The 20,842-nt window shown below is 70.3% G+C and carries 20 protein-coding genes; 7 read left to right on the forward strand and 13 right to left on the reverse strand.

All coding sequences use genetic code 11. From position 1 onward, the window contains the following. Positions 1 to 2: 2 nt before the first annotated feature. Positions 3 to 929, forward strand: a complete 927-nt coding sequence (locus BLT27_RS13085) for a DUF1641 domain-containing protein (protein ID WP_089734613.1) — start codon at positions 3 to 5, stop codon at positions 927 to 929. A 271-nt stretch (positions 930 to 1,200) separates the two neighbouring features. On the opposite strand, the gene BLT27_RS13090 is transcribed toward BLT27_RS13085, so the two are convergent. The 7 genes from BLT27_RS13090 to BLT27_RS19830 all read right to left on the reverse strand — a co-directional run bounded on the left by BLT27_RS13090 (position 1,201) and on the right by BLT27_RS19830 (position 7,678). Then, positions 1,201 to 1,995 (reverse strand): ABC transporter permease, encoded by a 795-nt coding sequence (locus BLT27_RS13090; RefSeq protein ID WP_089734615.1) that lies wholly within the window; start codon positions 1,993 to 1,995, stop codon positions 1,201 to 1,203. Then, positions 1,992 to 2,771 carry an ABC transporter ATP-binding protein gene (locus tag BLT27_RS13095; RefSeq protein ID WP_089734618.1) on the reverse strand — a complete coding sequence of 260 codons (780 nt, stop codon included), beginning with the start codon at positions 2,769 to 2,771 and terminating at the stop codon, positions 1,992 to 1,994. The genes BLT27_RS13090 and BLT27_RS13095 overlap by 4 nt, the downstream gene beginning before the upstream one ends. Beyond that, the gene (locus BLT27_RS13100; RefSeq protein WP_089734620.1) at positions 2,768 to 4,747 is read right to left on the reverse strand and encodes a NosD domain-containing protein; all 1,980 of its coding nucleotides are present in this window, start codon (positions 4,745 to 4,747) and stop codon (positions 2,768 to 2,770) included. The genes BLT27_RS13095 and BLT27_RS13100 overlap by 4 nt, the downstream gene beginning before the upstream one ends. A 196-nt stretch (positions 4,748 to 4,943) precedes the next feature. Then, positions 4,944 to 5,630, reverse strand: a complete 687-nt coding sequence (locus tag BLT27_RS13105; RefSeq protein WP_089734622.1) for a cytochrome c biogenesis protein CcdA — start codon at positions 5,628 to 5,630, stop codon at positions 4,944 to 4,946. Next, positions 5,627 to 6,169, reverse strand: coding sequence for a TlpA family protein disulfide reductase (locus BLT27_RS13110; protein ID WP_175526457.1), 543 nt, complete (start codon positions 6,167 to 6,169; stop codon positions 5,627 to 5,629). The genes BLT27_RS13105 and BLT27_RS13110 overlap by 4 nt, the downstream gene beginning before the upstream one ends. A gap of 27 nt (positions 6,170 to 6,196) precedes the next feature. Beyond that, the gene (locus BLT27_RS19825; protein ID WP_175526458.1) at positions 6,197 to 6,985 is read right to left on the reverse strand and encodes a sulfite exporter TauE/SafE family protein; all 789 of its coding nucleotides are present in this window, start codon (positions 6,983 to 6,985) and stop codon (positions 6,197 to 6,199) included. A gap of 3 nt (positions 6,986 to 6,988) precedes the next feature. Beyond that, the gene (locus tag BLT27_RS19830) at positions 6,989 to 7,678 is read right to left on the reverse strand and encodes an SCO family protein (protein WP_175526459.1); all 690 of its coding nucleotides are present in this window, start codon (positions 7,676 to 7,678) and stop codon (positions 6,989 to 6,991) included. 106 nt (positions 7,679 to 7,784) lie between these two features. Between BLT27_RS19830 and BLT27_RS19835 the strand changes: the two genes are divergently transcribed. Beyond that, positions 7,785 to 8,624, forward strand: coding sequence for a nitrous oxide reductase accessory protein NosL (locus BLT27_RS19835; protein ID WP_175526460.1), 840 nt, complete (start codon positions 7,785 to 7,787; stop codon positions 8,622 to 8,624). Positions 8,625 to 8,675: 51 nt separating this feature from the next. Here the strand turns inward: BLT27_RS19835 and BLT27_RS13125 are convergent, their stop codons facing one another. Together BLT27_RS13125 and BLT27_RS13130 are read right to left on the reverse strand one after the other, a co-directional pair. After that, positions 8,676 to 9,188 carry a winged helix-turn-helix transcriptional regulator gene (locus BLT27_RS13125; protein ID WP_089734626.1) on the reverse strand — a complete coding sequence of 171 codons (513 nt, stop codon included), beginning with the start codon at positions 9,186 to 9,188 and terminating at the stop codon, positions 8,676 to 8,678. 69 nt (positions 9,189 to 9,257) lie between these two features. After that, complete coding sequence (locus BLT27_RS13130; RefSeq protein WP_089734627.1) at positions 9,258 to 9,578, reverse strand: DUF7471 family protein; 321 nt, start codon at positions 9,576 to 9,578, stop codon at positions 9,258 to 9,260. Between the two features lie 184 nt (positions 9,579 to 9,762). On the opposite strand from BLT27_RS13130, the gene BLT27_RS13135 reads away from it, so the two are divergent. The 3 genes from BLT27_RS13135 to BLT27_RS13145 are packed head-to-tail and all read left to right on the forward strand — an operon-like array spanning position 9,763 to position 12,568. After that, positions 9,763 to 11,241 carry an APC family permease gene (locus BLT27_RS13135; protein ID WP_089734629.1) on the forward strand — a complete coding sequence of 493 codons (1,479 nt, stop codon included), beginning with the start codon at positions 9,763 to 9,765 and terminating at the stop codon, positions 11,239 to 11,241. A gap of 2 nt (positions 11,242 to 11,243) precedes the next feature. Beyond that, positions 11,244 to 11,891, forward strand: coding sequence for a potassium channel family protein (locus BLT27_RS13140; protein ID WP_089734631.1), 648 nt, complete (start codon positions 11,244 to 11,246; stop codon positions 11,889 to 11,891). After that, positions 11,888 to 12,568 carry an MBL fold metallo-hydrolase gene (locus tag BLT27_RS13145; protein ID WP_089734633.1) on the forward strand — a complete coding sequence of 227 codons (681 nt, stop codon included), beginning with the start codon at positions 11,888 to 11,890 and terminating at the stop codon, positions 12,566 to 12,568. The genes BLT27_RS13140 and BLT27_RS13145 overlap by 4 nt, the downstream gene beginning before the upstream one ends. 137 nt (positions 12,569 to 12,705) lie before the next feature. On the opposite strand, the gene BLT27_RS13150 is transcribed toward BLT27_RS13145, so the two are convergent. Continuing rightward, positions 12,706 to 14,142, reverse strand: a complete 1,437-nt coding sequence (locus tag BLT27_RS13150; RefSeq protein WP_089734634.1) for an amidase — start codon at positions 14,140 to 14,142, stop codon at positions 12,706 to 12,708. Between the two features lie 109 nt (positions 14,143 to 14,251). Here BLT27_RS13150 and BLT27_RS13155 point away from each other — a divergent pair, with 109 nt between their 5' ends. Next, a complete protein-coding gene (locus BLT27_RS13155; RefSeq protein WP_089734636.1) occupies positions 14,252 to 14,974 on the forward strand; it encodes a profilin-fold protein in 723 nt (240 codons plus the stop codon). 68 nt (positions 14,975 to 15,042) lie between these two features. Continuing rightward, complete coding sequence (locus BLT27_RS13160; RefSeq protein WP_089734638.1) at positions 15,043 to 15,645, forward strand: class I SAM-dependent methyltransferase; 603 nt, start codon at positions 15,043 to 15,045, stop codon at positions 15,643 to 15,645. A gap of 44 nt (positions 15,646 to 15,689) precedes the next feature. Here BLT27_RS13160 and BLT27_RS13165 read toward each other — a convergent pair whose 3' ends face one another. From BLT27_RS13165 to BLT27_RS13175, 3 genes are all read right to left on the reverse strand, one after another. Then, positions 15,690 to 16,289: a DUF5789 family protein gene (locus BLT27_RS13165; RefSeq protein WP_089734640.1), complete on the reverse strand. Its 600-nt coding sequence runs from the start codon at positions 16,287 to 16,289 to the stop codon at positions 15,690 to 15,692. A 143-nt stretch (positions 16,290 to 16,432) separates the two neighbouring features. Continuing rightward, a complete protein-coding gene (locus BLT27_RS20205; RefSeq protein WP_175526461.1) occupies positions 16,433 to 18,139 on the reverse strand; it encodes a PKD domain-containing protein in 1,707 nt (568 codons plus the stop codon). Beyond that, on the reverse strand, positions 18,136 to 20,796 hold the full coding sequence (locus tag BLT27_RS13175) for a M14 family zinc carboxypeptidase (protein ID WP_089734642.1): 2,661 nt from the start codon (positions 20,794 to 20,796) through the stop codon (positions 18,136 to 18,138). Before BLT27_RS13175 ends, BLT27_RS20205 begins: the two co-directional genes overlap by 4 nt. Between the last annotated feature and the right edge of the window lie 46 nt (positions 20,797 to 20,842).

Below are 20,842 nucleotides of genomic sequence, written 5' to 3' on the forward strand. Positions count from 1 at the left end.
CCATGAGTGACGCACCCTCCGAGTTCGACGCGGTCGCACGGGACGGCGATGCCGACCTCCAGGAACTGGCCGCCAGGGTCGACGCCCAGGCGGACGACCTCCTCGCGCTGCTCGACCTGCTCACGGTGGTCCGCGGTCTGAGCGACGACCTCGTCCCGGAGCTCCGGACGGCCGCGGCCGAGAACCGCGAGCCACTGGCCGACCTGCGGGTCGCCCTCGAGAACGAGGAGACCCTGCGCCTCGTCCAGCAGGTCGGGAACAACGCCGACTCCCTGGCCGACCTGCTCGACCTCGCGGTCGTCGCGCAGGACCTCTCCGCGGAGCTCGTGCCCGAGCTGCGGGCCGTCGCCGCCGAGAACCGCGGCGAGATCGCCCAGCTCAGGGTGGCCCTCGAACGGGAGGAGACGGTGGTGCTCCTGCGGCGACTCGGGGAGAACACCGACACCTTCCTCGACCTGCTGTCGACGCTGGAGGTGGCGAGCGACGCGCTCGCCGACGTCGCCCCGGCGGACGAGGCCGCCGCCACCGCCGCCCGCGAGGACGTCCGCCGGCTGGCTGCCGCGTTCGACCGCGCGGAGTCCGTTGAGACGCTCGCCGCACTCGGCGAGAACATGGAGACGTTCCGCGGGCTGGTCGCCCTCGTCGAAGGGTTCGGCGACGCCGCGGACCGGAGCACGGACGAGTACTACCGGCTCGGCACGCAGCTGGGGGAGGCCGCGACCGTCGCGGAGCGGGCGACCGACCCTCACGTGGTCGAGACCCTCGACGCCGGCGCGAGCGCGCTCGCCGACGAGACGACCGACCGTCGGGTCGGGCTGCTCGGGTTGCTCGGCGCGCTCCGGAACGACGATGTCCAGCGGACGCTCGGGACGCTGGTCGAGGCAGCCGAGCGCGTCGGCCGTGTGCGGAGCTCCGACCAGTCCGACTGACAGAACGGTTGCTAGTACCGACCTCCGGGCGGCCCTGTTCGTCCGGCTACCCCTCGGATTTTGACCGGTGATCGACCGCGGCAGACCGCCGGGGCTGTCTCATCCCTCGAAGGCGGCCAGCAGCTCGTCGAGGGCCGGGTGTTCAGCACGGCGGCCGTCTCACACCAGCCACGACGAGCCTGTACCACCCCGAGGTGCACGAGTCCGGGCCTGCCGGTGGTGTGGGCGTCTCCGGAGACGACGCAGTCGACCGTCTCGCGGGCCGAAGCGGTCAACGCCACGCGAGCCGGGTCGCCAGCGCGAGGCTGGCGGCCAACCAGGCGAGCAGCGCGGCCGTGCCGAGGAGCGCGGTCGGCCCCTCGGGGACGGCGACGCCCGTCGGCGCGACGCTCAGTTCGAGGACGAGACTCCGGTAGGCGCTGTTCGGACTGAGCGCGAGTACGGCGGTCGGGACGTGCTCGCCGGATACCGAGCCGAGCAGGGCACTGTCCAGGCCGACGACGAGCGCGACGACGCCGCCGGTGGCCAGTGCGAGCCCGCCACGGGTCGAACGTGCGGCGGCCGAGACCAGCGTCGCGATGGCGAGCGCGACCAGCGCGAACAGCGCCGTCGCCAGCGCGTATCGGAGGTAGAGCGCGGGCGAGTCCGCCGTGGGGTGGGAGGCGACCACCGAGAGCTGTGCCGTGTCGCTCGTGGGGACGACCGAGCCGGCGAGGACGAACGAGAGCAGCACCAGCCCGAGCACGACGACGGCCCGGCCGAGGTAGACCCCGACGACGTACCAGTGCCCGGCGATGGGATACGTCCGGATGGTCTCCAGCTCCCCGCTCTCGCGGTCGCCGAGCAGCGCCCGGTAGCCGACGGCGAACGAGAGCACCGGGACGAGCAGCTCGACGGGCGTCAGCAGGTCGAGCACGAGCGCGAGGTACGCGCCGGTCCCGCCCAGCCATCCGATGCCGCCGACCAGCACCACGTAGCCGAGGCCGACCGCCAGCAGTGTCGGGGTCCGGAGGACGGTGCGGAACTCGCGCTCGGCGACGTCGGCCACGTAGCGGAGCTCGCTCACGCGCGGTCACCCCCGTGGAGGCCGGGCGAGACGCCGACCGTGCCCCCGCCGTGGCCGAGTGTCTCGATGGCGTCGTCGAGCGTCGTCGCGCCAGCCTCGGCCAGCAGCTCCGCGGGCGGGCCAGCGGCGACGAGTTCGCCGCGGTCGACGAGCAGCACCATGTCCGCGATACGGTCGACCGTGTGGAGGTCGTGCGTGGAGAGGAGCACAGCGTCGCCGTCGGCCGCGAGGGCGCCGATGACCTCCCTGAGGTGGCGGGCCATCGTGGGGTCGAGCCCGGTCGCCGGCTCGTCGAGGACGAACACCGACGGGTCGCCGACCATCGCCTGGGCGAGCCCGAGCAGTCGGCGCATGCCCCCGGAGAGCGCGTCGACGCGGCGGTCCGCGACGGCCGAGAGCCCGACCCTGTCGAGGACGGCGTCGACGTCCGTGGCGTCCCCCACGAGCGACCCGTAGAACCCGACGGTCTCGGCGACGGTGAACTGCCGGCGGAACGCGGGCTGCTGGGCGAGGTAGCCGACCCGGCGGCCGCCGTCGCCGGCGACGGTGACGGAACCGGCGTCGGGTTCGAGCAGGTCGGCGACCAGTCGCAGCAGCGTGGTCTTCCCGCTCCCGTTCGGGCCGACGACACAGGCGACCGTGCCGCCCGGAACGGTGAACGATACGTCCCCGAGGACGTCGAGGCCGTCGAAGGAGTGGCTCACGTCGGTGACCTCGACGGCCGGTCGCTGTTCGGCTGGCTGTTCCTCTGCTCGGCCGGTCTGTCGAGTGCTCATGATACGCTCACGTTGTGCGTCTCCAGTCGGTTCGGGTGGACCGGGTCTGTCAGCGGTGCGGGGTCGACGACGCTCGGGCGACGGAGGCCCGGCGCCGCCTGCTGGAACTGGTCGAACATGCGGGCCGCCGGCGAGTAGGCGAGCGCGTTCGCGACCGGCGAGCGCCGAGCGTTCCGGTCGACGGGGTCCGTCGGCCGGTAGGCCCGCTCCACGACGCCGTCGCCGTCGCGGTCGACGCCGGGCACGGCCCCCCAGTAGTTGCCGCGGCCGTCGACGGCCCAGCTCTCGAGCGTCGCCGTGCCGGGCGACACCGGCCTGTCGTTGCCGACGACGTCGTTCTCGAACACGTCGTTGGTGGGGAGCATCGTCGTCGACCGGACGCCCACGCCGTTGTCGACGACCGTGTTCCCGCGGTAGGTCGACCGGGCGGTGCCGATCGAGAGGCCGACCTCGTTGTTCGCGACCACGTTCCCCGTCACGTAGGAGGCCGTGCCGGCGGTGCTGATGCCGACGCTGCTGTTCCGCACGTCGTTGCCGACCACGGCGTTGCCGGCCGGCCGGGTCATCACGTAGATGCCGGTGTTCACGTCGCGGACGGTGTTGTTCACGACGAGCGTGTCGCTCGTGTACATGTCGTGGAAGCCGAACCGGAGGTCCTCGACGTGGTTGTCGCGGACCACCGTCCCGTCGGCGTAGTGCGCGTAGACGGCGTCACGCCCGCCGTCGAACCGGGAGTCCTCGACGACCATCCGGGAGTACATCGGCAGGACGCTCATGAATCCAGACAGCCCGTCGGTGCCGGTCACCTGGGTCTCGCGGACGACGACGCCGTCGCTGTCGAGGGCGACGACGCCGTTCGAGGGCGTGTCGATGCGGACGTTCTCGACCAGCGACCGGTCGGCGTCGTGCAGCCGCACCGCAGCATCGCCGTAGCCGTACGTGAGCCTGATGCGACGGTCCCAGGCCGACCCGTCGTCGGACTCCAGCTGGCCGGCGTTGGCGTCCCCGACCCCCACGATCCGGAGGTCGGTGAGTGCGACGGCGGGCGAGCTGACGGTCACGACGGTGCCGTCGCCGCCCCCGTCGAGGACGGTGTCGGTGCCGGTCCCGGCGAGCGTGAGCGGTCTCCCGACGGAGAGGTTCGCGTCGTACCGCCCGGCGAGGAGCCTGACCGTGGTGTTCGCCGGCGCGCGGTCGACAGCCGCGGCGAGCGTCGGCGCGTCCTCGCCCAGCACCACAGCAGCCGGCGCGTCGCCGGCGGCGTCTTCGGGGGACACCCGGCCGGCCGCGGTCTCGACCGCCGGTCGATCGGTGCCGACGACCATCGACACCGGCCGGTCCAGCGTCCCGTGCGCCCGTTCGACGGTCCGGTCGGCCCACCGCTGTCGCTCGGCGACGGGCGGCTCGTGGTCGACGGCGTCGGTCCGGTCCGCCCGTCGCTCCCGGAGGCCCTCCCAGTCGACGACGCTGCCGTCGTGGGCCGCAGCGAACGCCCGGGCCGCCGCCCTGTCGCCGAATGGGAGCGCGGTCGGTCCGGCAGGTGTCCGCGCCGGCGTTCCGACGACGAACCAGGCGTCCTCGGCGCGCGTCCAGCCGGGCGCCGCGGCGTCGGGGAGCGTCACGTACCCCTCGTCGGTCAGCGCGGGGTCGGTGCCGGCGAGGTCGTTGACGAAGACCGCGAGCGGGCGGCCGAACTGGGCCCGGTGCCGGGGGTGGGAGACGCCCGTGACGAGCGCGTCGGTCCCGTAGTAGCCGACGACGTACTCGTACTGCGAGTAGAACACCTGTCCTCTCGGGACGACGTACCCCGCCTCCCGCGCCTGCTCGACGTCGACACCGGTCAGGCCGGTCGTGAGGGTCCGGTCGAAGGCCACCGGCGAGAGCTGCTCGCCGTCGCCGGTGTCGACGACGAGCCCGCTCCCGGCGACCAGCAGCGCGAGCAGCACGACGGCGCCGGCGAGCGTGACCGTCCTCATGGCTCGGCCCTCACCCCGTTCACTTCGGTCGGGGCGTCGCCAGGCGCGCCGACGGCTTCCTTGCCGTCGCCGGGTTCGAGAGCTGTACTAGTGCAAAGATTGACCAATACTGTCCGGCTGCTGGCTTGGCGGAGTGGTCGTGCGGGCCGTCCCGTCCGACCCCGCTCGTGTCCGTGGAAGGGTGGTGTGTCGCCTGTCATACTGGAATCGGTGAAGACGGCATCGCGGACGGTGCGAGCGCGACGACGAGCTGTCCCGTCCCGGCCAGGACGAGGACCACGCCGGCGGCGCGTTCGAGCAGACTGCCGAGACCGCCGAGTCGGGCGGCTGCGACGTCGACGCCGAGCCCCACCAGCAGGGTCAACGCCAGCAGCGGCAGGGCGGCCCCCAACGCGTAGACGAGCACGACGGCGGCAGCCTGGGGAAGCGGCAGCGACACCGACTGAACGACGACTGCCAGGAACACCGGGAGGACACAGCCGGCCGACGCGGCGGCGTAGCCGGCACCGAACAGTGCGAACCCCGGCGTGTCGGCCCGGCGTTCCGGCAGTTGGACCGTCAGGGACGGGCCACGCCTCGTCAGCACGAGCACGCCGAGGCCGACGAGGGCCAGCCCGACGGCAGGCTCCACGAGCGGGAGGAGCCGGGCGACCGGTCGGCCCGCGAGGACCGCCATGGTCGCGAGCAGCCCCAGGGTGAGCAGGAGGCCGCTCGCGGCCGCGAGTCCGCGCGAGAGCACGCCGCTGGCGTTCGCCGCCCCGTCCGCCGACCGGGCGTAGAAGCCGACGTAGCCGGGCACCAGGGGGAGCGCACACGGCGAGAGGAACGTCGCGAAGCCCGCCCCCGCGGCGAACGCCAGCTGGCCCGCCTCCAGGCCGGTCACGGCGTCGAGTCACCCCCCGCGGCCCGGATCTCCGCGACGATTCGCGAGGCGGTGGTCCGCCCCGTATGCGACCACGCCACGGTCCCGTCCGGGGCGACGACGACGGCCGTCGGGATGCTCGTGGCCCCGTACTTGCGTGCCAGGGCCACGCCGTCGTCGACGCCTACCGGCCAGCCGCCGTCGTGGTCGTCCCACCACGCCGCGACGTCCTCCCTCGAGACGGTCAGGCCGACTGGCTCGCTGGTCACCGAGAGGAACTGGACGTCCTCGCCGGTCTGGCGGTAGGCGTCGCCGACGACCGACATCTGCGACGCGCAGATCGGGCAGGTCGTCGCGAAGAACTCGACGAAGGTCACGCGACCCGGCTCGGGGACGACCGTACTGCCGGCCCGGCTGCCGGACGCGTCGATGGTCTCGACCGTGACCGACTCCGGGTCGTCGCCGTCGTCGCCAGTCAGTGTCCGGCCGAGGCTGTTGCAGCCGGCGGTCGCGACCGTCGTCGCGGCGGCGACCGCGCCGAGCAGCTCACGCCGCCGCACGCCGGTCACCTCCGCGAGTACGCCCGGTCACCACGGCTGGAAGTGCGGGAGAGGGATAGCCGGGAGCGGGACGCCGAGCGCCGCCAGGCCGTGCTGGAGTGGGATGTAGCCGAGCACGACGAACGCGACGCCGAGCGCACGGTGGAGCCGCTGGTGTCCCCGGGTGTCCAGTCCCTCGAACACCGTCCCGGTCAGGAAGACCGCCGGGACCGTCCCGAGGCCGAGCGCCGCGAGCGCCGCCGCGCCCCCGAGCGCCGACCCCTGGACGAACGCGTACAGGTACGCCGGATAGAGTAACGGACACGGCAGGAAGCCGTGGACGGCTCCGAGGCCGGCGATGCGGTAGTCGCCGACCCACTCGTCGACTCGCGGGAGCAGGCTGCCCCGCACCGTGCTCGCGACCCGTTCGACGCCCGGAATCGGGACGCTCCGGGCCCCGTTGCCGGCGACGTAGCTGACGCCGACCGCGGCGACGACGAGCCCCACGAGGATGCCGGTCGTGGCGCGGACCTCCGTGGCGACGAGGGTCACGTCCCGCACGCTCACGAAGACGAGCTGGCCCGCGAGGCCGAAGAGCCCACCGAGCAGCGTGTAGCTGGCGGTGCGCCCGAGGTTGAACACCGCGTGCTGCCTGACCGCGCGGACCGAGAGCACGCCGTCGCGGCCGTCCCCGTCCATCCTGGCCGCGTAGGTCGCGACCAGCGGGCCACACATCCCGATGCAGTGTGCGCCGCCGAGCAGGCCGACGAGGGCCAGCACCGGGAGCCCGAGCGTCTCCGTCCCGAGGAGTGGATTGGCTGGAGTACATGAGGCCATCTGTCAGGCCGTCGCCTCGACGACCGTCTGGACGTCCGAGAGCACGCGCTTGTGGTCCGGACGGTCGGTGCGGTACGCTCGTTCGACGGTGCCGTCGGGGTTGCGGAGGAAGGTCAGGGAGAGGTGTCTGAAGTCGTAGCCCGGTAGCCGCTGGGACTCCCCGGCACCGATTCGGTCGAAGGTGACGCCGAGTTTCTCGTCGACGACCGTCTCCGCGCGCTCGGGCGACGCCGGCCGCAGGAACCGCCAGTTGCCCGCCGCCATGTCGATGTTCATCCGCTGGCCGTACTCGCGGAGGGTCGCGGCGTCGTCGCGTTCCGGGTCGAACGTGATGGCGAGGAACGTCACCTCGTCCTCGATACCGCGCTCGACGGTGCCCTGCTGGACCCCCGCCAGCTGACCGATGAGACGGACGCACTCGACTGGGCAGGTCGCGAAGAAGGCGGTCACGACGAGCGTCCCGTCGACCGCCGCGCTCTCGACGACCTCGCCGGCCAGTGGGTCCGGTAGCTCGAAGTCGGGCAGCGCCTGCCCGTGGGCCGGATACGGCAGCTCACTGCTGTCGTACTGCTGGTCCGCTGGTGGGTCGAGCACCGTCTCGCCCCCCTCTGTTCCACCGAGAGCCGACGTGAGGCAGCCGGCGCTCGCCGCGGTGAGCCCGAGGCTGGCTGCGAGGTAGGTCCGTCGCTGCATGGTCGCCCCTTTCGGCCTGGTGGAGGTAAGCAGTCTGGTGCAGCTCTCGAAATACTACGACGGTCGTACCAGACTACCTTTCCCCGGCCCCCACGAAGGTCCAGTCATGGCAGAACACGAACACACGGCGCTCGACAGACGGACGATGCTCGCCCTGGTCGGAGCCGGCTCGGCGGCCGCCCTCGCCGGCTGTCTTGGCGGCGACGGGGGGAACGGGACGCCAACCCCGACGGCGACGCCGAGCGACCAGGTCCCCGAACAGTACCGGACCGCGACGGGGCTGGGCGGCGGCGAGCGCGACCCGGATAATCTCGCCAGCAAGGGCGACGTGAGCTACCAGCCCCAGCCCCAGGACGGGCAGCAGTGCTCCGGCTGTACGTTCTACATCCCCGACAAGAACGGTGACGGCGCCGGTGCCTGCACCATCGTCGAGGGGACCATCGACCCGAGCGGCTACTGCACGAGCTACGTCGCACACGAGACGGACGGCGGGGACAGCGACGGACAGTCGGCCTCGCCGGTCGACGTTCCCGAGGACGCCCACTGTGCCGTCTGTGACATGATGGCCGCGAACTTCCCGGAGTGGAACGCACAGGCCGTGCACGGAGACGACACCCGCGAGTTCTTCTGTACGTCCGGCTGCGCGACGACCTACTACGCCCTCCCGGACCAGTTCGCCGAGACCGACGCCGACATCGCGGGTCTCTGGGTCAGGGACCTGAACTCGCGGGCGCTCGTCGACGGGACGACCGCGTACTACGCGCTCGAGACCGAGCAGGACAGGTTGGAGGACCCGATGCGGGTGAACCCGGCCCCGTTCGAAGCACGGGAGGACGCCGTGGCGTACGTCGACGAGGTCGAGTACCTCGCCGAGGAGGACATCGTCGAACTCTCCGCGTTCGACCGGGAACTGGCCGAGCAGTACCGCGGCCAGCTGGTGGAGTAACGGCGGAGAGGCTCCGCGAACTCGGGCAGGGGTCGATTGGTCGCTCCCGGCTCACTCGAGGAAGCTGTCGTCGACCAGCCGGGTGAAGCGGTCGACGAGCCGGTCGGGCAGCGATGGCGTGACCTCGTCCAGCAGCCGCCGCGTCTCCTCGGGGCGGGTCAGCGTGATGTGGCTCCGCCCCTGCTGGTCGTAGCACTTCTCCGCGACGCCGGCCTCGACGAGCGTGGAGACGTGCCAGGACAGCGTGCTCCGCGCCACGTCGAGCTCCTCGGCCAGCTCCGCCGCCGAGGGCTCGGGCTCCTCCAGCGCGGCCACGATGATGCCCCGGACCGTCTCGCGGCGCAGGAGTGCGATGGTCCGTTGCTCCCACGGGTCGTAGCCCGTCGGGAAGTAGTGCGTCCGACCCCGCAGCTCCTCGGTGTCGAGTCGGCCGGCCTCCAGGAGACGACGGAGGTGGTACTGTGCCTGTCCGGTCGCGATGTCGAGTTCCCTGGCGAGCTCGTTGAAGTGGACGCCGGGGTGGGACTCGATGTGGTGGTGGACGCTCCGTCGCACGTCGCTCATACAGTCGACGGTAGCCGTCTCGCGATTAAATATACCCCACTCGTTCCCGCTGAGCGAGAACTGGCAGCGTCAGCTCGAGGGGACAGGGGGTTCGCTCCGGTAGAGCGCGTACAGGACGAGCGTCGCGACGACGAAGTCCGAGCCGTGTTCGACGAGGTGATGGACCGGCATCGGGACGGCGCCGAACACGGTCCCAAAGCCCACGAGCGACCGGGCGACGAGCAGCGCGAGCGCGACCGAGACCAGCAGGTAGACCCGCGACCGGCGCCGTCGGTAGCCCGCCAACCCGATCAGGAACAGTGCCGTCGTCCCGAGCGTCGCCAGACCCAGCACGATGACCAGTAGGGTCGCCTCGGTCCCGCTCAGCCACTCGCCGACTGACTGTAACATCCTCGGGCTGCCCCTTCGCTCTCGTGGTGCGAGTGTGTTTCGGCTTCCGTCGTCGGGACCGAACCCTCGGCGCGTGCGCGGGCCGAAGACCGATATGCGGCCGGTCCAGGCCGGCCACCGCGGGGGCGAGCCTGCAGGGAAAACCACTATCACAGTCACTCGTGATACTCGGGATAGGTCACAGATGAGCCAACGCGAACCGGCCGCCGAGTTGGGACTGCTTGACGCGACGATGATCGGTATGGGTGCGATGATCGGCGCTGGTATCTTCGTGCTGACCGGGTTGGCCGCCGAGATCTCCGGGCCGGCCGCCATCCTCGTGTTCGTCTTGAACGGGGTCGTGACTGCGTTCACCGGGCTCTGCTACGCCGAGCTGGCGGCGTCGATTCCGAAGAGCGGCGGGGGATACGCGTTCGTCAGGGAGATCTTCGACGACCTCTCGTCGTTCGTGATGGGCTGGATGCTCTGGTTCGCGTACATGATAGCCGGGGCGCTGTACGCGCTCGGCTTCGCGCCGAACTTCCTCGAGTTCCTCCACGTCTACGGGTTCGTGCCCGCACCGGGGCAGGTCGGTGCGGTCACCTTCGGCGTGTTGCCGGTCGCGATTCCGGCGAAGGTCGCCCTCGCGTTCGCCGCGGTCCTCCTGCTGGTGTCGGTGAACGCCGTCTCGACGGCCGCCAGCGGGAGCATCGAGACCATCTTCACGGCTATCAAGGTGACCATCCTGCTCGTGTTCGTCGCGTTCGGCTTCCTCTCGGCCGGTGGCGGTGGCGAGACCAGCTTCACCTTCCAGAACTTCGACCCGCTGTTCCCGGAGGGAGACGGCGCGTTCAGCATCCTCCCCGCGATGGGGCTGACGTTCATCGCGTTCGAGGGCTACGACCTCATCACGACCGTGACGGAGGAGGTGGAGAACCCGCGCGAGAACATCCCGAAGGCCATCTTCGTGAGCCTCGCGGTGACGGTGCTGGTCTACATGCTGGTCGTGACGGTCGCCATCGGAACCCTCGGTGCGCCAGGGCTGGCGGACGCAGGCGAGGCGGGCATCGCGGCGGCGGCGACCTCGTTCATGCCGCCGATACCGGTCATCGGGAACGGCGGTGCCATCATCGTCTTCGGGGCCATCTTCTCGACCATCACTGCGCTCAACGCGGTCGTCATCGCCTCCTCGCGCGTCGCGTTCGCGATGGGTCGTGAGGAGCAGCTCCCGAGTCGGGTCGGGAACATCCACCACCGGTACGGGACGCCGTTCGTCGCCATCCTGGCGAGTGCGGTCGTCATGCTGCTCTCGGTCGGGCTGCCGACCAAGAGCGCGGGGAACATGTCGAGCCTCTTCTTCCTGCTCTCGTTCGTCATCGTCAACGGGGCGGTCATCAAGCTGCGCCGGGAGCGACCGAACATGAACCGGCCCTACAAGATACCGTACTACCCCGTGCCGCCCATCATGGGCATCCTGCTGAACCTCGTGTTGACGGGCGTGCTCGTGGAGTACCTGCTGCGGACCGACCCGCTCGCGCTCGTGCTGAGCGTCGCGTGGATTCTTCTCGGAGTCGTGTTCTACTTCGCGTACTTCCGGGAAACGGGATCAGCTGAGCGGGGCGGCCAGAAGACGGCCGATACCGGCCCCGATTCGACCACCGATGCAGCCGGAGGAAACGACTGACCATGACACAGAAACGAATCGTGATCGCTGGCGGTGGACGTGTAGGCAGACGAGCAGCGAACCTCCTCGACGACCGCGGCCACGACGTGGTCGTCATCGAGGAGGACCCCGAACAGGTCGGGCTCCTGGAAGAGGAACACGTCGCGACCATCATCTCGGGCGACGCGACCCGACCAACTATCCTCGAACAGGCGGGGCTGGCCCGCACCGACGTGCTCGCGGCCCTGACCCAGGAGACGGGCAGTAACCTCGCAATCTGCATGGCGGCCAGACAGCTCCAGCCGGACCTGTACACGGTCATGCGAACCGAGTACGACGTTGGCGACGAGTACGACGAGATGGTGAACGACGTCGTCTTCACCGAGGGCGCCGGTGCGCGAGCGGCGGTCAACCTCATCGAGCGCGACGTACAGACGCTCGACTCCGTGACCGGAGACCTGGACATCCTGCAGATTCAGGTCGTCGAGGATGCGCCAGTCGCGGGCCGCACTCTGGAGGAGATCACACTCCCCCGTGGGAGCCTCGTCGTCTCGGGCGCGGCCGGTGACCACGTAGCCCGGCCCGACACGCGACTCGAAGTCGGGAAGACCTACATCGTCGCGGTGGAATCGGACGTGGCCCACGAGGTCGTGAACCTCTTCCAGGGATGACCGTCGCGACACCGCTCGACCACGAGGAACGGGTCTGGCGGCTCGACCTCGGGTCGGTGAACGCGTACCTCGTCGATGACGGCGAGGTGACCCTCGTCGATGCGGGGACGCCGCGCTCGGTCGGGGAGCTCCGGCAGGGGCTGGCGACTGCCGGCTACGACGTCGAAGGCCTCGACAGACTCCTCGTCACGCACTACGACCTGGACCACGTCGGCGGTATCGCCGGTCTCGACCCCGACTGTCCGGTGTACGCGATGGAGCCCGACGCGAGCTTCACCGCCGGGAGGCGAACACCGCCGTTCGGCAACCGAAAGGGGCTGTTTCAGCGGGTTGCCGGACTCCTGCTCGGGCTACCGGACCAGCCCGTCGAACGGCTGACCGACGAGGAGCGCATCGGCGGCTTCACCGCCTACCACACACCGGGACACACACCCGGCCACACCACGTTCCACCACGCCGAGCTCGGTGTGGCGATCCTCGGCGACCTCGTCAGGGAGAACGACGGCTCCCTCGGGACGTTGCCATGGCCGCTCGCGTACGACGCCGGGCAGAACCGCGAGAGTATCCGTGCCCTCTCGGCGCGGGACCTCGACTTCGGGTTCGCGTGCATGGGCCACGGTGAGCCGCTCGTCTCGGGCGGTGACACGGTCCTGTCGCGCCTGGCGTCGGTCGCCTGACGCTGGGTCGCTCGACACCGGTGTCCCGACCGTGGGTGCCAGACAACCGCAAGAAGAGTGCATGTTCATTGATTCTGTTCAGTGGTTGTGTTCACTGCTGAACACGGAGTACGCCTGGATTCGCCCCCTCGCTGCCCTCAGAGCGACTCGACGGCACCCGCCACACGCAGCGCAGTCGTCTCGTCGTTCCAGTCCGCGACTACCTGGAGTCCGACGGGCTTGCCGTCGACCGAGCCACAGGGGACCGAGACAGCCGGCGTCCCGCTACAGTTGAACGGCGCAGTGTTCTCGACCGCCCTGAGCAGCCCGTCCATCCCCTCGAGCTCGCCGAACTCGGGGGCCGTGATCGGGGTCGTCGGCATGACGAGCACGTCGTAGTCCTCGAGGGCTTCGCCGACGGTTCGGCTGAACTGTCGTTGCATCCCCTTCGCAGCGACGTACTCCGCACCGTCACCCTCGGCCAGGACACCGTTCGTGACGAGCAGTCCGGCGACGTTCTCCCCGAACTCCCCCCGCTCGTTCGCCGCGGCCAGCGCCTCCCTGAGTGCGGCCGTCGTGCCGGTCCCCGTCGAGTACGAGGCACCGTTCGCTCCGACGAACGCCGCGAACTCCATGCCAGCGATGGCACCGACGGCGGGGCCCATCGTCGGGTAGCCGGCCAGCGAGACCTCCTCGGCGGTCGCGCCGGCAGCCTCCAGCTCGGCCACCGTTTCCGAGACCCGGTCAGCCACGGCGTCCTCGCTAGTCGCCATCGCTTCAGTGACGACGCCGATGTCGAGCCCGTCGACGCCCGCATCGACCGCATCGACGTAGCCGGCGGGCTCAGGCGTCCCCCGCGTCGACGGGTCGGCACCGTCCGGACCCGCTATCGTCTCGAGGACCCTGGCTGCGGTCTCTACATCACCCGCGAGTGGGCCGACGTGGTCCAGCGAGTGCGAGAGGTCGACGACGCCGAAGCGGGAGACGCGCTGGTGGGTCGGTTTGATGCCGACGACCCCACAGAACGAGGCCGGTATCCGGACCGACCCGCCGGTGTCGGTCCCCAGTGCGGCGTCGACGAGCCCCGCTGCGACGGCCGCGCCACTGCCACTCGATGAACCACCGGGAACACAGCCCTCGACGGTTGGGTTGCTCGTGCGTCCGTGCGCGCACGTCTCCCCGGTGATGTAGAAGGCGAACTCGTCCATGTTCGTCGTCCCGACGAGGGTCGCGCCATCGTCGACGAGTCGGTCGACGACCGTCGCGTCGTGCGGGGGCTCGTACTCGAAGCCCGGAGAGCCACAGGTCGAGGGGACGCCCGCCACGACGATGTTCTCCTTGACGGCGAGGTCGAGGTCCGACAGCGCCCCGTTGCCGCCGCCCAGTTCGAAGCGGTAGCGGAAGGCGTTGTGCTCGTCGTCACCGGGCGTCGGGTCGACGGTCGTGTCAGCCGCAGGCTGTTCGGCAGCGAGGCCGCCGTACTGCGTGGCCAGCTCCGCCGTGGCCTCGAGGTAGGCGTCTACGGCCTCGTCGTCGGTGGCGAGGCCGTACCGCCGGACGACCGCCTCGACGTCGTGCCGGTCTATCGTTGGCATAGATACTGTGAAGCTGTGGCACAGAAAATAGCTAGGGTTAGGGGAATCCGGCCCGCCCACGAGCGACGGACACCACGCCGGTTATCTCCCTCCGGCTGCTGGGTCGACTGTGACAGACTGGCCTCCACGCGAGCCCGCCGACGCGGCCGACGCCATCGAGCACCGGGACGAACTGGTCGCCGCCGTCCGCGACCACGCCGGCGGTATCGCCTACCAACTGGCTCGACTCCAGGGCGGCGACTACGGCCGCGAGTCGTTCACCACCGACGCGGGCGAGTGGACCGTGAAGTACGAGGGTGGCGACCTCGAGTTCCTGCTGTTCGAGCAGCAGCGCGGCGACGACGTCTACGTCGTCTCGACGAAGCAGCCGCCCGAGCCCGAGGCACTGGCGTCCGCCATGGTCGACTACGACGCGTTCGTCGCGGCCTTCGACCAGTACGTCGAGGCCCGGACCGGCGTGCTCGACGACGTCTCGACCGACTTCCCCGCTGTCGCGAGCACCGACACCGTCGTCGCGGAACGGGACCGCGTCACCGACCGCGTCCGGGAGGTGTGTGACACCATCGCGGCGGAGCTGCGGCGGTACGAGGGCGGCGACTACGGCACATTCACCGAACGGGTCGACGGCGACCGGTGGGAGCTGAAGTGGGACGAGGACGGCACCTCGTACCTCAGGGTCGGCGGCTCAGGCGGGCTCTACCTCCTCTCGCAGTACGACCAGCCCTCCGCGGCGGACGTGCGGGAGTACGCCCCACGGTTCGCCGGCTTCGTCGACGCGTACAACGAGTTCGTCGACGAGCTCAAGTCCGACCTCGGGACCGTCGAGCTGTAATCGCCCGACGAACGACGGCCCGCCGACCGGGTCGCCAGAGCTTTACGGCCAGCCCGCCGCTTCCGAACGTGGAATCTAACGACGTTCGACGCGAGTGGGCGGAACGGTCCGGCGAGTACTCGCCGGCGTACTACGCCCACCTGGGGTCGAACGAGGCGAGCGAGCTGCTGGTCTCGACGCTCGCGGAGCGAGTGGCCCGGGACGCGAGCGTGCTGGAACTCGGCTGCAGTTCGGGGCGTCACCTCGCCGCGCTCCGTGAGGCCGGGTTCTCGGACCTCACCGGAGTGGACGTGAACGCCGACGCCATCGACGTGCTGGTCGAGTCCTTCACCGAGCTGGCCGCGGACGGGGCCTTCCACGTCGCCGCCATCGAGGAGTTCCTCCCGGACCTGCCGAACGACGCGTTCGACGTCGTGTTCACCGTCGAGACGCTCCAGCACATCCACCCGGACGAGGCCTGGGTGTTCGACGAGATCGCACGAATCACCGGCGAAGAGCTCGTCGTCGTCGAGAACGAGGACCGCGAACCGGGGACGACCGTGGAGGTCCGCGGCGGTATTCCGCTGTACTTCCGTGACTGGCGCAGGGAGTTCACCTCACGCGGGCTCGAAGAGGTCGACTCGGCGACGACGAAGCGCGACACGGTACACGTGTTCGAACCTGAGGCGTAGCAGGGCCGGCCGTCTCGAAGTGAGTCACCAGAGCAGTCGAAAGCTCAGATTCCGAGCCACTCGTCGTCTCCGACGGGAAAGCCGTTTTCGCGGGCGAAGGTCGCAGCCTCGCGGCGTACAGAACGGGAACCCGGGAGCTCGCCGCCCTCCGCTAGCTGGTCGAGTATCCAGTCGCGGATGTAGGGAATTCCCTCGTCCTCGTCGCCCGGAGCGAGGTCCTCCAGTGCCGTGAACGTCTTCTCGTAGGCCTCGCGCTGTGAGCCGCTCAGTTCGACTTTTCGAGTCTGGTCGGCCGCCTCCACGACACGTTTCATCGCCGAGGCGACGGTGGGACGCTGGAGCCGGGACCTGACTTCGGTCGGTGAGTTGAACGTCTCCGCGTCAGCGTCTGGGAGCAGTTCGCCCGCCTGCATCGGCCCCTCTGCCGCGTCGAGCTCGACCTCGCCGATCGCCTCGACTACCTGTCGTCCCGTCGCCGGGAAGGGAACGGACTCGAGCGCGGCCTCCGCCTCCGCGATAGATTCGAAGTCGACGCGCGGCTCGGTCTCGCTCGTGCGTTCCAGCTCTTCGAGGATGGCGCGCTTTCGCTGGCGCATGTCCGCGTCACGGGACTGCTTCTCCCTGCCGCGTTTGTCGTCTGCCATACTCCGACATACGGTGTCACGCGGGATAACGGTGTGCCCGGGTTTCCGACCGGACAGTCGATTGAGCCGGCACTTCTCCGGCCGAGACCACACAGAGAGCCACGGTGTTCGGCACGTGTGGGGCTGGGGGCCCGTTCGGAGCGTTACCGGCCGAGCTCCTCGATCGCCAGCTGGTAGGAGCCGTAGCCGCTGGCCGGGTAGACAAGGATGCCGACCGCGGTGCTCGCATCGACGGCCGACAGTGTGACCGACGCGTCAGCACCGGAGCCGGTCGAACTCGCGTCGTAGTCGCTCCGCGTCGGCGTCCGACCGTCCGTTGTCAGGTAGAGGTCGAAGTCGGCGTCACTCGGCCCGTCCAGCGTCGCGGTGACCTCACAGGGGGAGCCCGTCCGCGTCTCGTAGGTGTACGTGTCGCCGTCGGCGTAGTACCAGAACGTGCCGTCCGTGCTGGCGGTCTCGGAGACGGCACCGCAGTCACCGTCCGACGACTCGACGACGACGGTCTCCGTGGTGCTGGCCGTGGCACCGTCGTCGTCCGTCACCGTCAGTGTCACCGTGTACTCGCCGGTGCTGTCGTAGCTGTGTGACGCGGTCTGACCGGACGCGGTCGCACCGTCACCGAACGTCCAGTCGTGGCTGGCGACGCTGCCGTCGGGGTCGGTCGAACCGCTCCCGTCGACGGACAGCGTCTCGCCGACACCGACCGACGTGTCGCCGAGGGTGACGTCGGCGATGGGCGGCTGGTTCCCGTCGCCGCCGTCGTCGCCAGTTCCGACCTCCTCGATTGTGAACGTGTAGTCGCCGCTGCCGGAGTAGGAATCGACGAGCAGGCCGAGACTGCCATCGGCGGGGACGTTCGTCCCGTCGACGACGAGCTCCTCGTCGGAGCCGTAGTCGTACGCCCGGTCGTCGTAGTCCGACGGCGACGGGGTGCGTCCGTCGTAGGTGACGTAGATGTCGAAGTCCGTGCCGGCGTCACCGGTCAGCGAGAGCGTCACCTCGCAGGGTTCCAGCGTCCGTGCCCCGTAGGCGTACTCGTCCGCGTCGCCGTCGCCCGAGAGCGTCCCCGTCTCAGTCCGGGTCTTCGTCACGCCGCACTCCCCGCCGCCGGACTCGACGGTTATCTCCTTCGTGGCGTCCGTCGTCGCACCGTCGTCGTCGGTCACGGTCAGCGTCACGGTGTAGCTCCCCGGCGCCTCGAACGCGTGGGCGGCCGTCTGGCCGGTGGCCGTCGCGCCGTCGCCGAAGGCCCACTCGTAGCTGCTCACCGAGCCGTCCGCGTCCTCGCTTCCGGTGGCGTCGAACTCGACCGTCTCGCCGACACCGACGGTGCTCGCGCTGACGGTGAACGAGGCGACTGGTGGCTGGTTGCCTCCGCCGCCGCCCGTCGCCGTCTCCGTCAGTTCGAGCGTCCAGCTCCCGCCCGCAGTGTAGGAGTCGACGAGGACCCCGACGGTCGCGTTCGCGTCCAGCTCGGAGTCGCCGAGCGTCACCATCTCGTCGGAGGTCAGCGACTGCCGCGACCGCGCGTCGTAGTCGTCCGTGCTCGGCGTCCGGCCGTCGGTCGTCACGTAGAGGTCGAAGTCCGTCGCGTTCGCGCTACGCAGTGCGAGGCTCAGCTCGCAGGGGTCGTTCGTGCGTGTGTTGTACGAGAGCGTCGCCGCATCGTCGGCCCCGGAGAGCGATCCGCTGCGTGTCGTCGTCTCCGTCGCCCCGTCACACGCCGCGGGCCGGGAACGTCCACGAGCACCCGCGACACCGGCGAGACCGCTCGTGGCCAGTGCGCCCGTCGCGACGCCCGCACGCCGGAGCAGGGAGCGACGGCTCGTCCCGTTGTCGTCCTCGCTCACGTCCCGTCACCTCCCTCGACCGCAGTCTGACTGTGGCCGAGCGCGTTCACCAGGAGCTGGTTCCCCATCCGGGAGACCGCCGCGCCGTAGACGCCGAACGGGTGGAGGTTCTCCTGGTTCGCCGGCGGGAGGAGCGTCCCGACGACGGTGATGCCGTCGAGTTCCCCGAGGATGACCTCGCCGCCGGTCGTGGCGGCGACGGTGCCACCCGCCGCCTCGAACGCCCCCTCGTCGACGACCGATAGCGGGGCCTGTCCCCGGGTCCGGTAGCCGACCGGGGCCGCCTTCCAGACCTCACGCTCGATGCCACGGACGTTCTCGAGGAGTTCGCCGCCGCGCTTGTCGCCGAGCGCACCAGCGTTGCGGGTCACCCGGCTGACGTCACCGCCGGAGATGGAGCTCGCACCGCCGGCTTCGAGCGATCCGAGCAGGTCCAGCCCGGTGTCGGTCAGGACGAGGTTCCCGCCGGCCGCGACGTAGTCGTCGAGTGCGGCGAGGTACGCAGCGTTGTCCGCGCCGTCGGCGTGTGGGACGACGAGGTTGTCGACAACCGGACCGCCGCCGGAGACCAGCCCACCGCCCGCGACGGCGTCGACGGACTCGGCTGTCACGTCCGCACCGTCGGTCACACCGCCGTACTCGTCGAGGTAGTCGAGCGGCGTGACCTCGTAGGGGCGCTGCTCGTAGCCGAGGACGCCCATCGGCGAGGGTGCGCCGTCGGCGACGACCCAGGTCTTCCGGACCCTGACGGTGGTGTCCGCGTCGGCGGTGAGCGAGAGCTCCCACGGGCCCGGTCCGGCGTCTGGGACAGCCAGTCGCGTCCCGTGCTGGAGCCCACCACCGTCGGCGCTCGCCGAGGCAGCGACCGCGCCGGTCGGGTCACGGAGTTCGACGTCGACACGACGCCCGGTCTCCGGGTCGACGGCGAGGTGGAGCCGACCCTCCTCGGCTGGGAGGTCGTCGTAGATGGCGAGCGTCCGGCCCGCCGGTCCGACGGCGACCGTCGTCTCGTCGCGCTCGACCCGGGTGTCGGTATCGACGTTCAGGTCCGCCGACGAGCGCGTGAGCGCGTCGGTGTCGACGTAAGCGGTCGACCGGCCCTGCGCGTCGATAGTCCCCTGCAGGTCCAGCGCGGACTGTCGAACCATCTCGCGCATGCAGGTCTGGTACGCCGTCACCTGCACCTCGTTGAGCCCCGGGATGAACGCCATCTCGCCCTGGTTGCGGTTGTCGAGCGCCATCTCGAAGGAGACGCCCATCGCGTCGATGCCGCCGTACTCGAGCGCGTCCGAGAACCACGAGCCGAACCCGCCGGTGGTCGTGTAGCCGATGGTGTCGAGGATGGTGCCGTAGCTGTAGGGGTTCTCGGGCACCCGGGCGGTCCGCGGGGCCCGTCGGTCGGCTCCCTCCTCGAGTGCGTCCCTGTTCTCCTCGAGCAGCGGGCCGACGGTCTCGTCGAGGCTCGCGTCGACCGCGCGGTTGAGTTCATCGAGAACGGCGTGCTCGTCGGGTCGATACCGGTCGTTCATCAGCAGCCCCTCGATCAGGTTCTCGGAGCCGAACATACCGTGGAAGTCCGCGGCGAACGCGTAGTTCTCGTACTCGCGGAGCGCCTCGACGACGCCCAGTGAATCCGGAACGGTGTCGGTGTAGCGCTCGTCCACGTCGTCGTCGATCCCCGGCACGTCGTCGGCGAGGTCGGAGCCGTTCGGTTCGGCCGGATTGTGCTCGGGGTCGATCCAGCCGACCGTCGGGTACTGTCGGTTCGGGTCGACGCCGCTTGCGTTCACACGTTTGAACGTGGAGCTCGCGGCCTGGACGTCCGTGAGACGGCTGCGCGACGCCCAACCGTCCGGGTTCGGCAGCACGAACAGGAGGGCGACATCGTCCAGCCGGCTCGCGACGTCCGGCTCCTCACCTCGGAGGACGGCCTCCAGGAAGCGGAGGCCAGCCTCGACCCCCGCGCGCTCGTCACCGTGGATGCCCAGCGAACAGAGCACCTTCTCCTTCTCCGCCATCGCCGCGTCGTCCGAGACGTCGTTCGTGCACTCCACGAGCGTCACGTCGTAGCGTTCGGGCTCGCCGCTCACCCGGTCGACGTGACCGGGACTCCGCCCGACCGTCCGGACGTCGACACGGTCCGGGTTCGCCGACGCGAGCGTGTCGAGGCCAGCGAGGGCCTCGTCGTACGCGATGTAGTCGAGGGCGTCGCCGGAGTCCGGAAACACGCGCCCCGGGTACTCGTCGAGCCGCCAGAACGGGTTCGCGCCCGGGGCAAATCGCATCGCCTCGACGCCCTCTGTCTGGTACACCTCGACCGCCTCGGTGCGCGTCAGTCGGACGTACGCACCTGGAACCGGGTCCGTGACGCTCCGGAACCCGGAGCCGAGCGTCGAGATCGCGTCGAGTGTCGCCGCGTCGGCGACCTGGACGCTCGTCGGTATCTCCTCGCCGAGCGCGGTGTTGCGGTACACGTAGTCGAAGTCGGTCCCGACCTCGGTGTCTGTGGGGTCTGGCCCCGCGGCTGCGAGGCCCGTCCCGGCCTCGAGGGCCGCGACGCCTGCGGTCGCCGAGGCGACGCCTGTCAGGAACCGTCGTCGGCTGAGCTCACACGGGGACCGGTCGCGTTGCTGCGGTGGGGGGCTATCGTCTGCCATGCCACCTCTTGGTTGCGACATTATACAGATAAAAATTTGTGCTCCG

The organism is Haloarchaeobius iranensis, from assembly GCF_900103505.1.
Classification (GTDB): domain Archaea; phylum Halobacteriota; class Halobacteria; order Halobacteriales; family Natrialbaceae; genus Haloarchaeobius; species Haloarchaeobius iranensis.

Bases quoted from the DNA above. Each gene is read 5' to 3' on its own strand.
- BLT27_RS13165 (WP_089734640.1), bottom strand. From the start codon at position 16,289: ATGGCAGACGACAAACGCGGCAGGGAGAAGCAGTCCCGTGACGCGGAC.
- BLT27_RS13175 (WP_089734642.1), bottom strand. From the start codon at position 20,796: ATGGCAGACGATAGCCCCCCACCGCAGCAACGCGACCGGTCCCCGTGT.
- BLT27_RS13135 (WP_089734629.1), top strand. From the start codon at position 9,763: ATGAGCCAACGCGAACCGGCCGCCGAGTTGGGACTGCTTGACGCGACG.
- BLT27_RS13150 (WP_089734634.1), bottom strand. From the start codon at position 14,142: ATGCCAACGATAGACCGGCACGACGTCGAGGCGGTCGTCCGGCGGTAC.
- BLT27_RS13100 (WP_089734620.1), bottom strand. From the start codon at position 4,747: ATGAGGACGGTCACGCTCGCCGGCGCCGTCGTGCTGCTCGCGCTGCTG.
- BLT27_RS19825 (WP_175526458.1), bottom strand. From the start codon at position 6,985: ATGGCCTCATGTACTCCAGCCAATCCACTCCTCGGGACGGAGACGCTC.
- BLT27_RS13095 (WP_089734618.1), bottom strand. From the start codon at position 2,771: ATGAGCACTCGACAGACCGGCCGAGCAGAGGAACAGCCAGCCGAACAG.
- BLT27_RS13085 (WP_089734613.1), top strand. From the start codon at position 3: ATGAGTGACGCACCCTCCGAGTTCGACGCGGTCGCACGGGACGGCGAT.
- BLT27_RS13125 (WP_089734626.1), bottom strand. From the start codon at position 9,188: ATGAGCGACGTGCGACGGAGCGTCCACCACCACATCGAGTCCCACCCC.
- BLT27_RS13130 (WP_089734627.1), bottom strand. From the start codon at position 9,578: ATGTTACAGTCAGTCGGCGAGTGGCTGAGCGGGACCGAGGCGACCCTA.
- BLT27_RS19835 (WP_175526460.1), top strand. From the start codon at position 7,785: ATGGCAGAACACGAACACACGGCGCTCGACAGACGGACGATGCTCGCC.
- BLT27_RS13140 (WP_089734631.1), top strand. From the start codon at position 11,244: ATGACACAGAAACGAATCGTGATCGCTGGCGGTGGACGTGTAGGCAGA.
- BLT27_RS19830 (WP_175526459.1), bottom strand. From the start codon at position 7,678: ATGCAGCGACGGACCTACCTCGCAGCCAGCCTCGGGCTCACCGCGGCG.
- BLT27_RS13145 (WP_089734633.1), top strand. From the start codon at position 11,888: ATGACCGTCGCGACACCGCTCGACCACGAGGAACGGGTCTGGCGGCTC.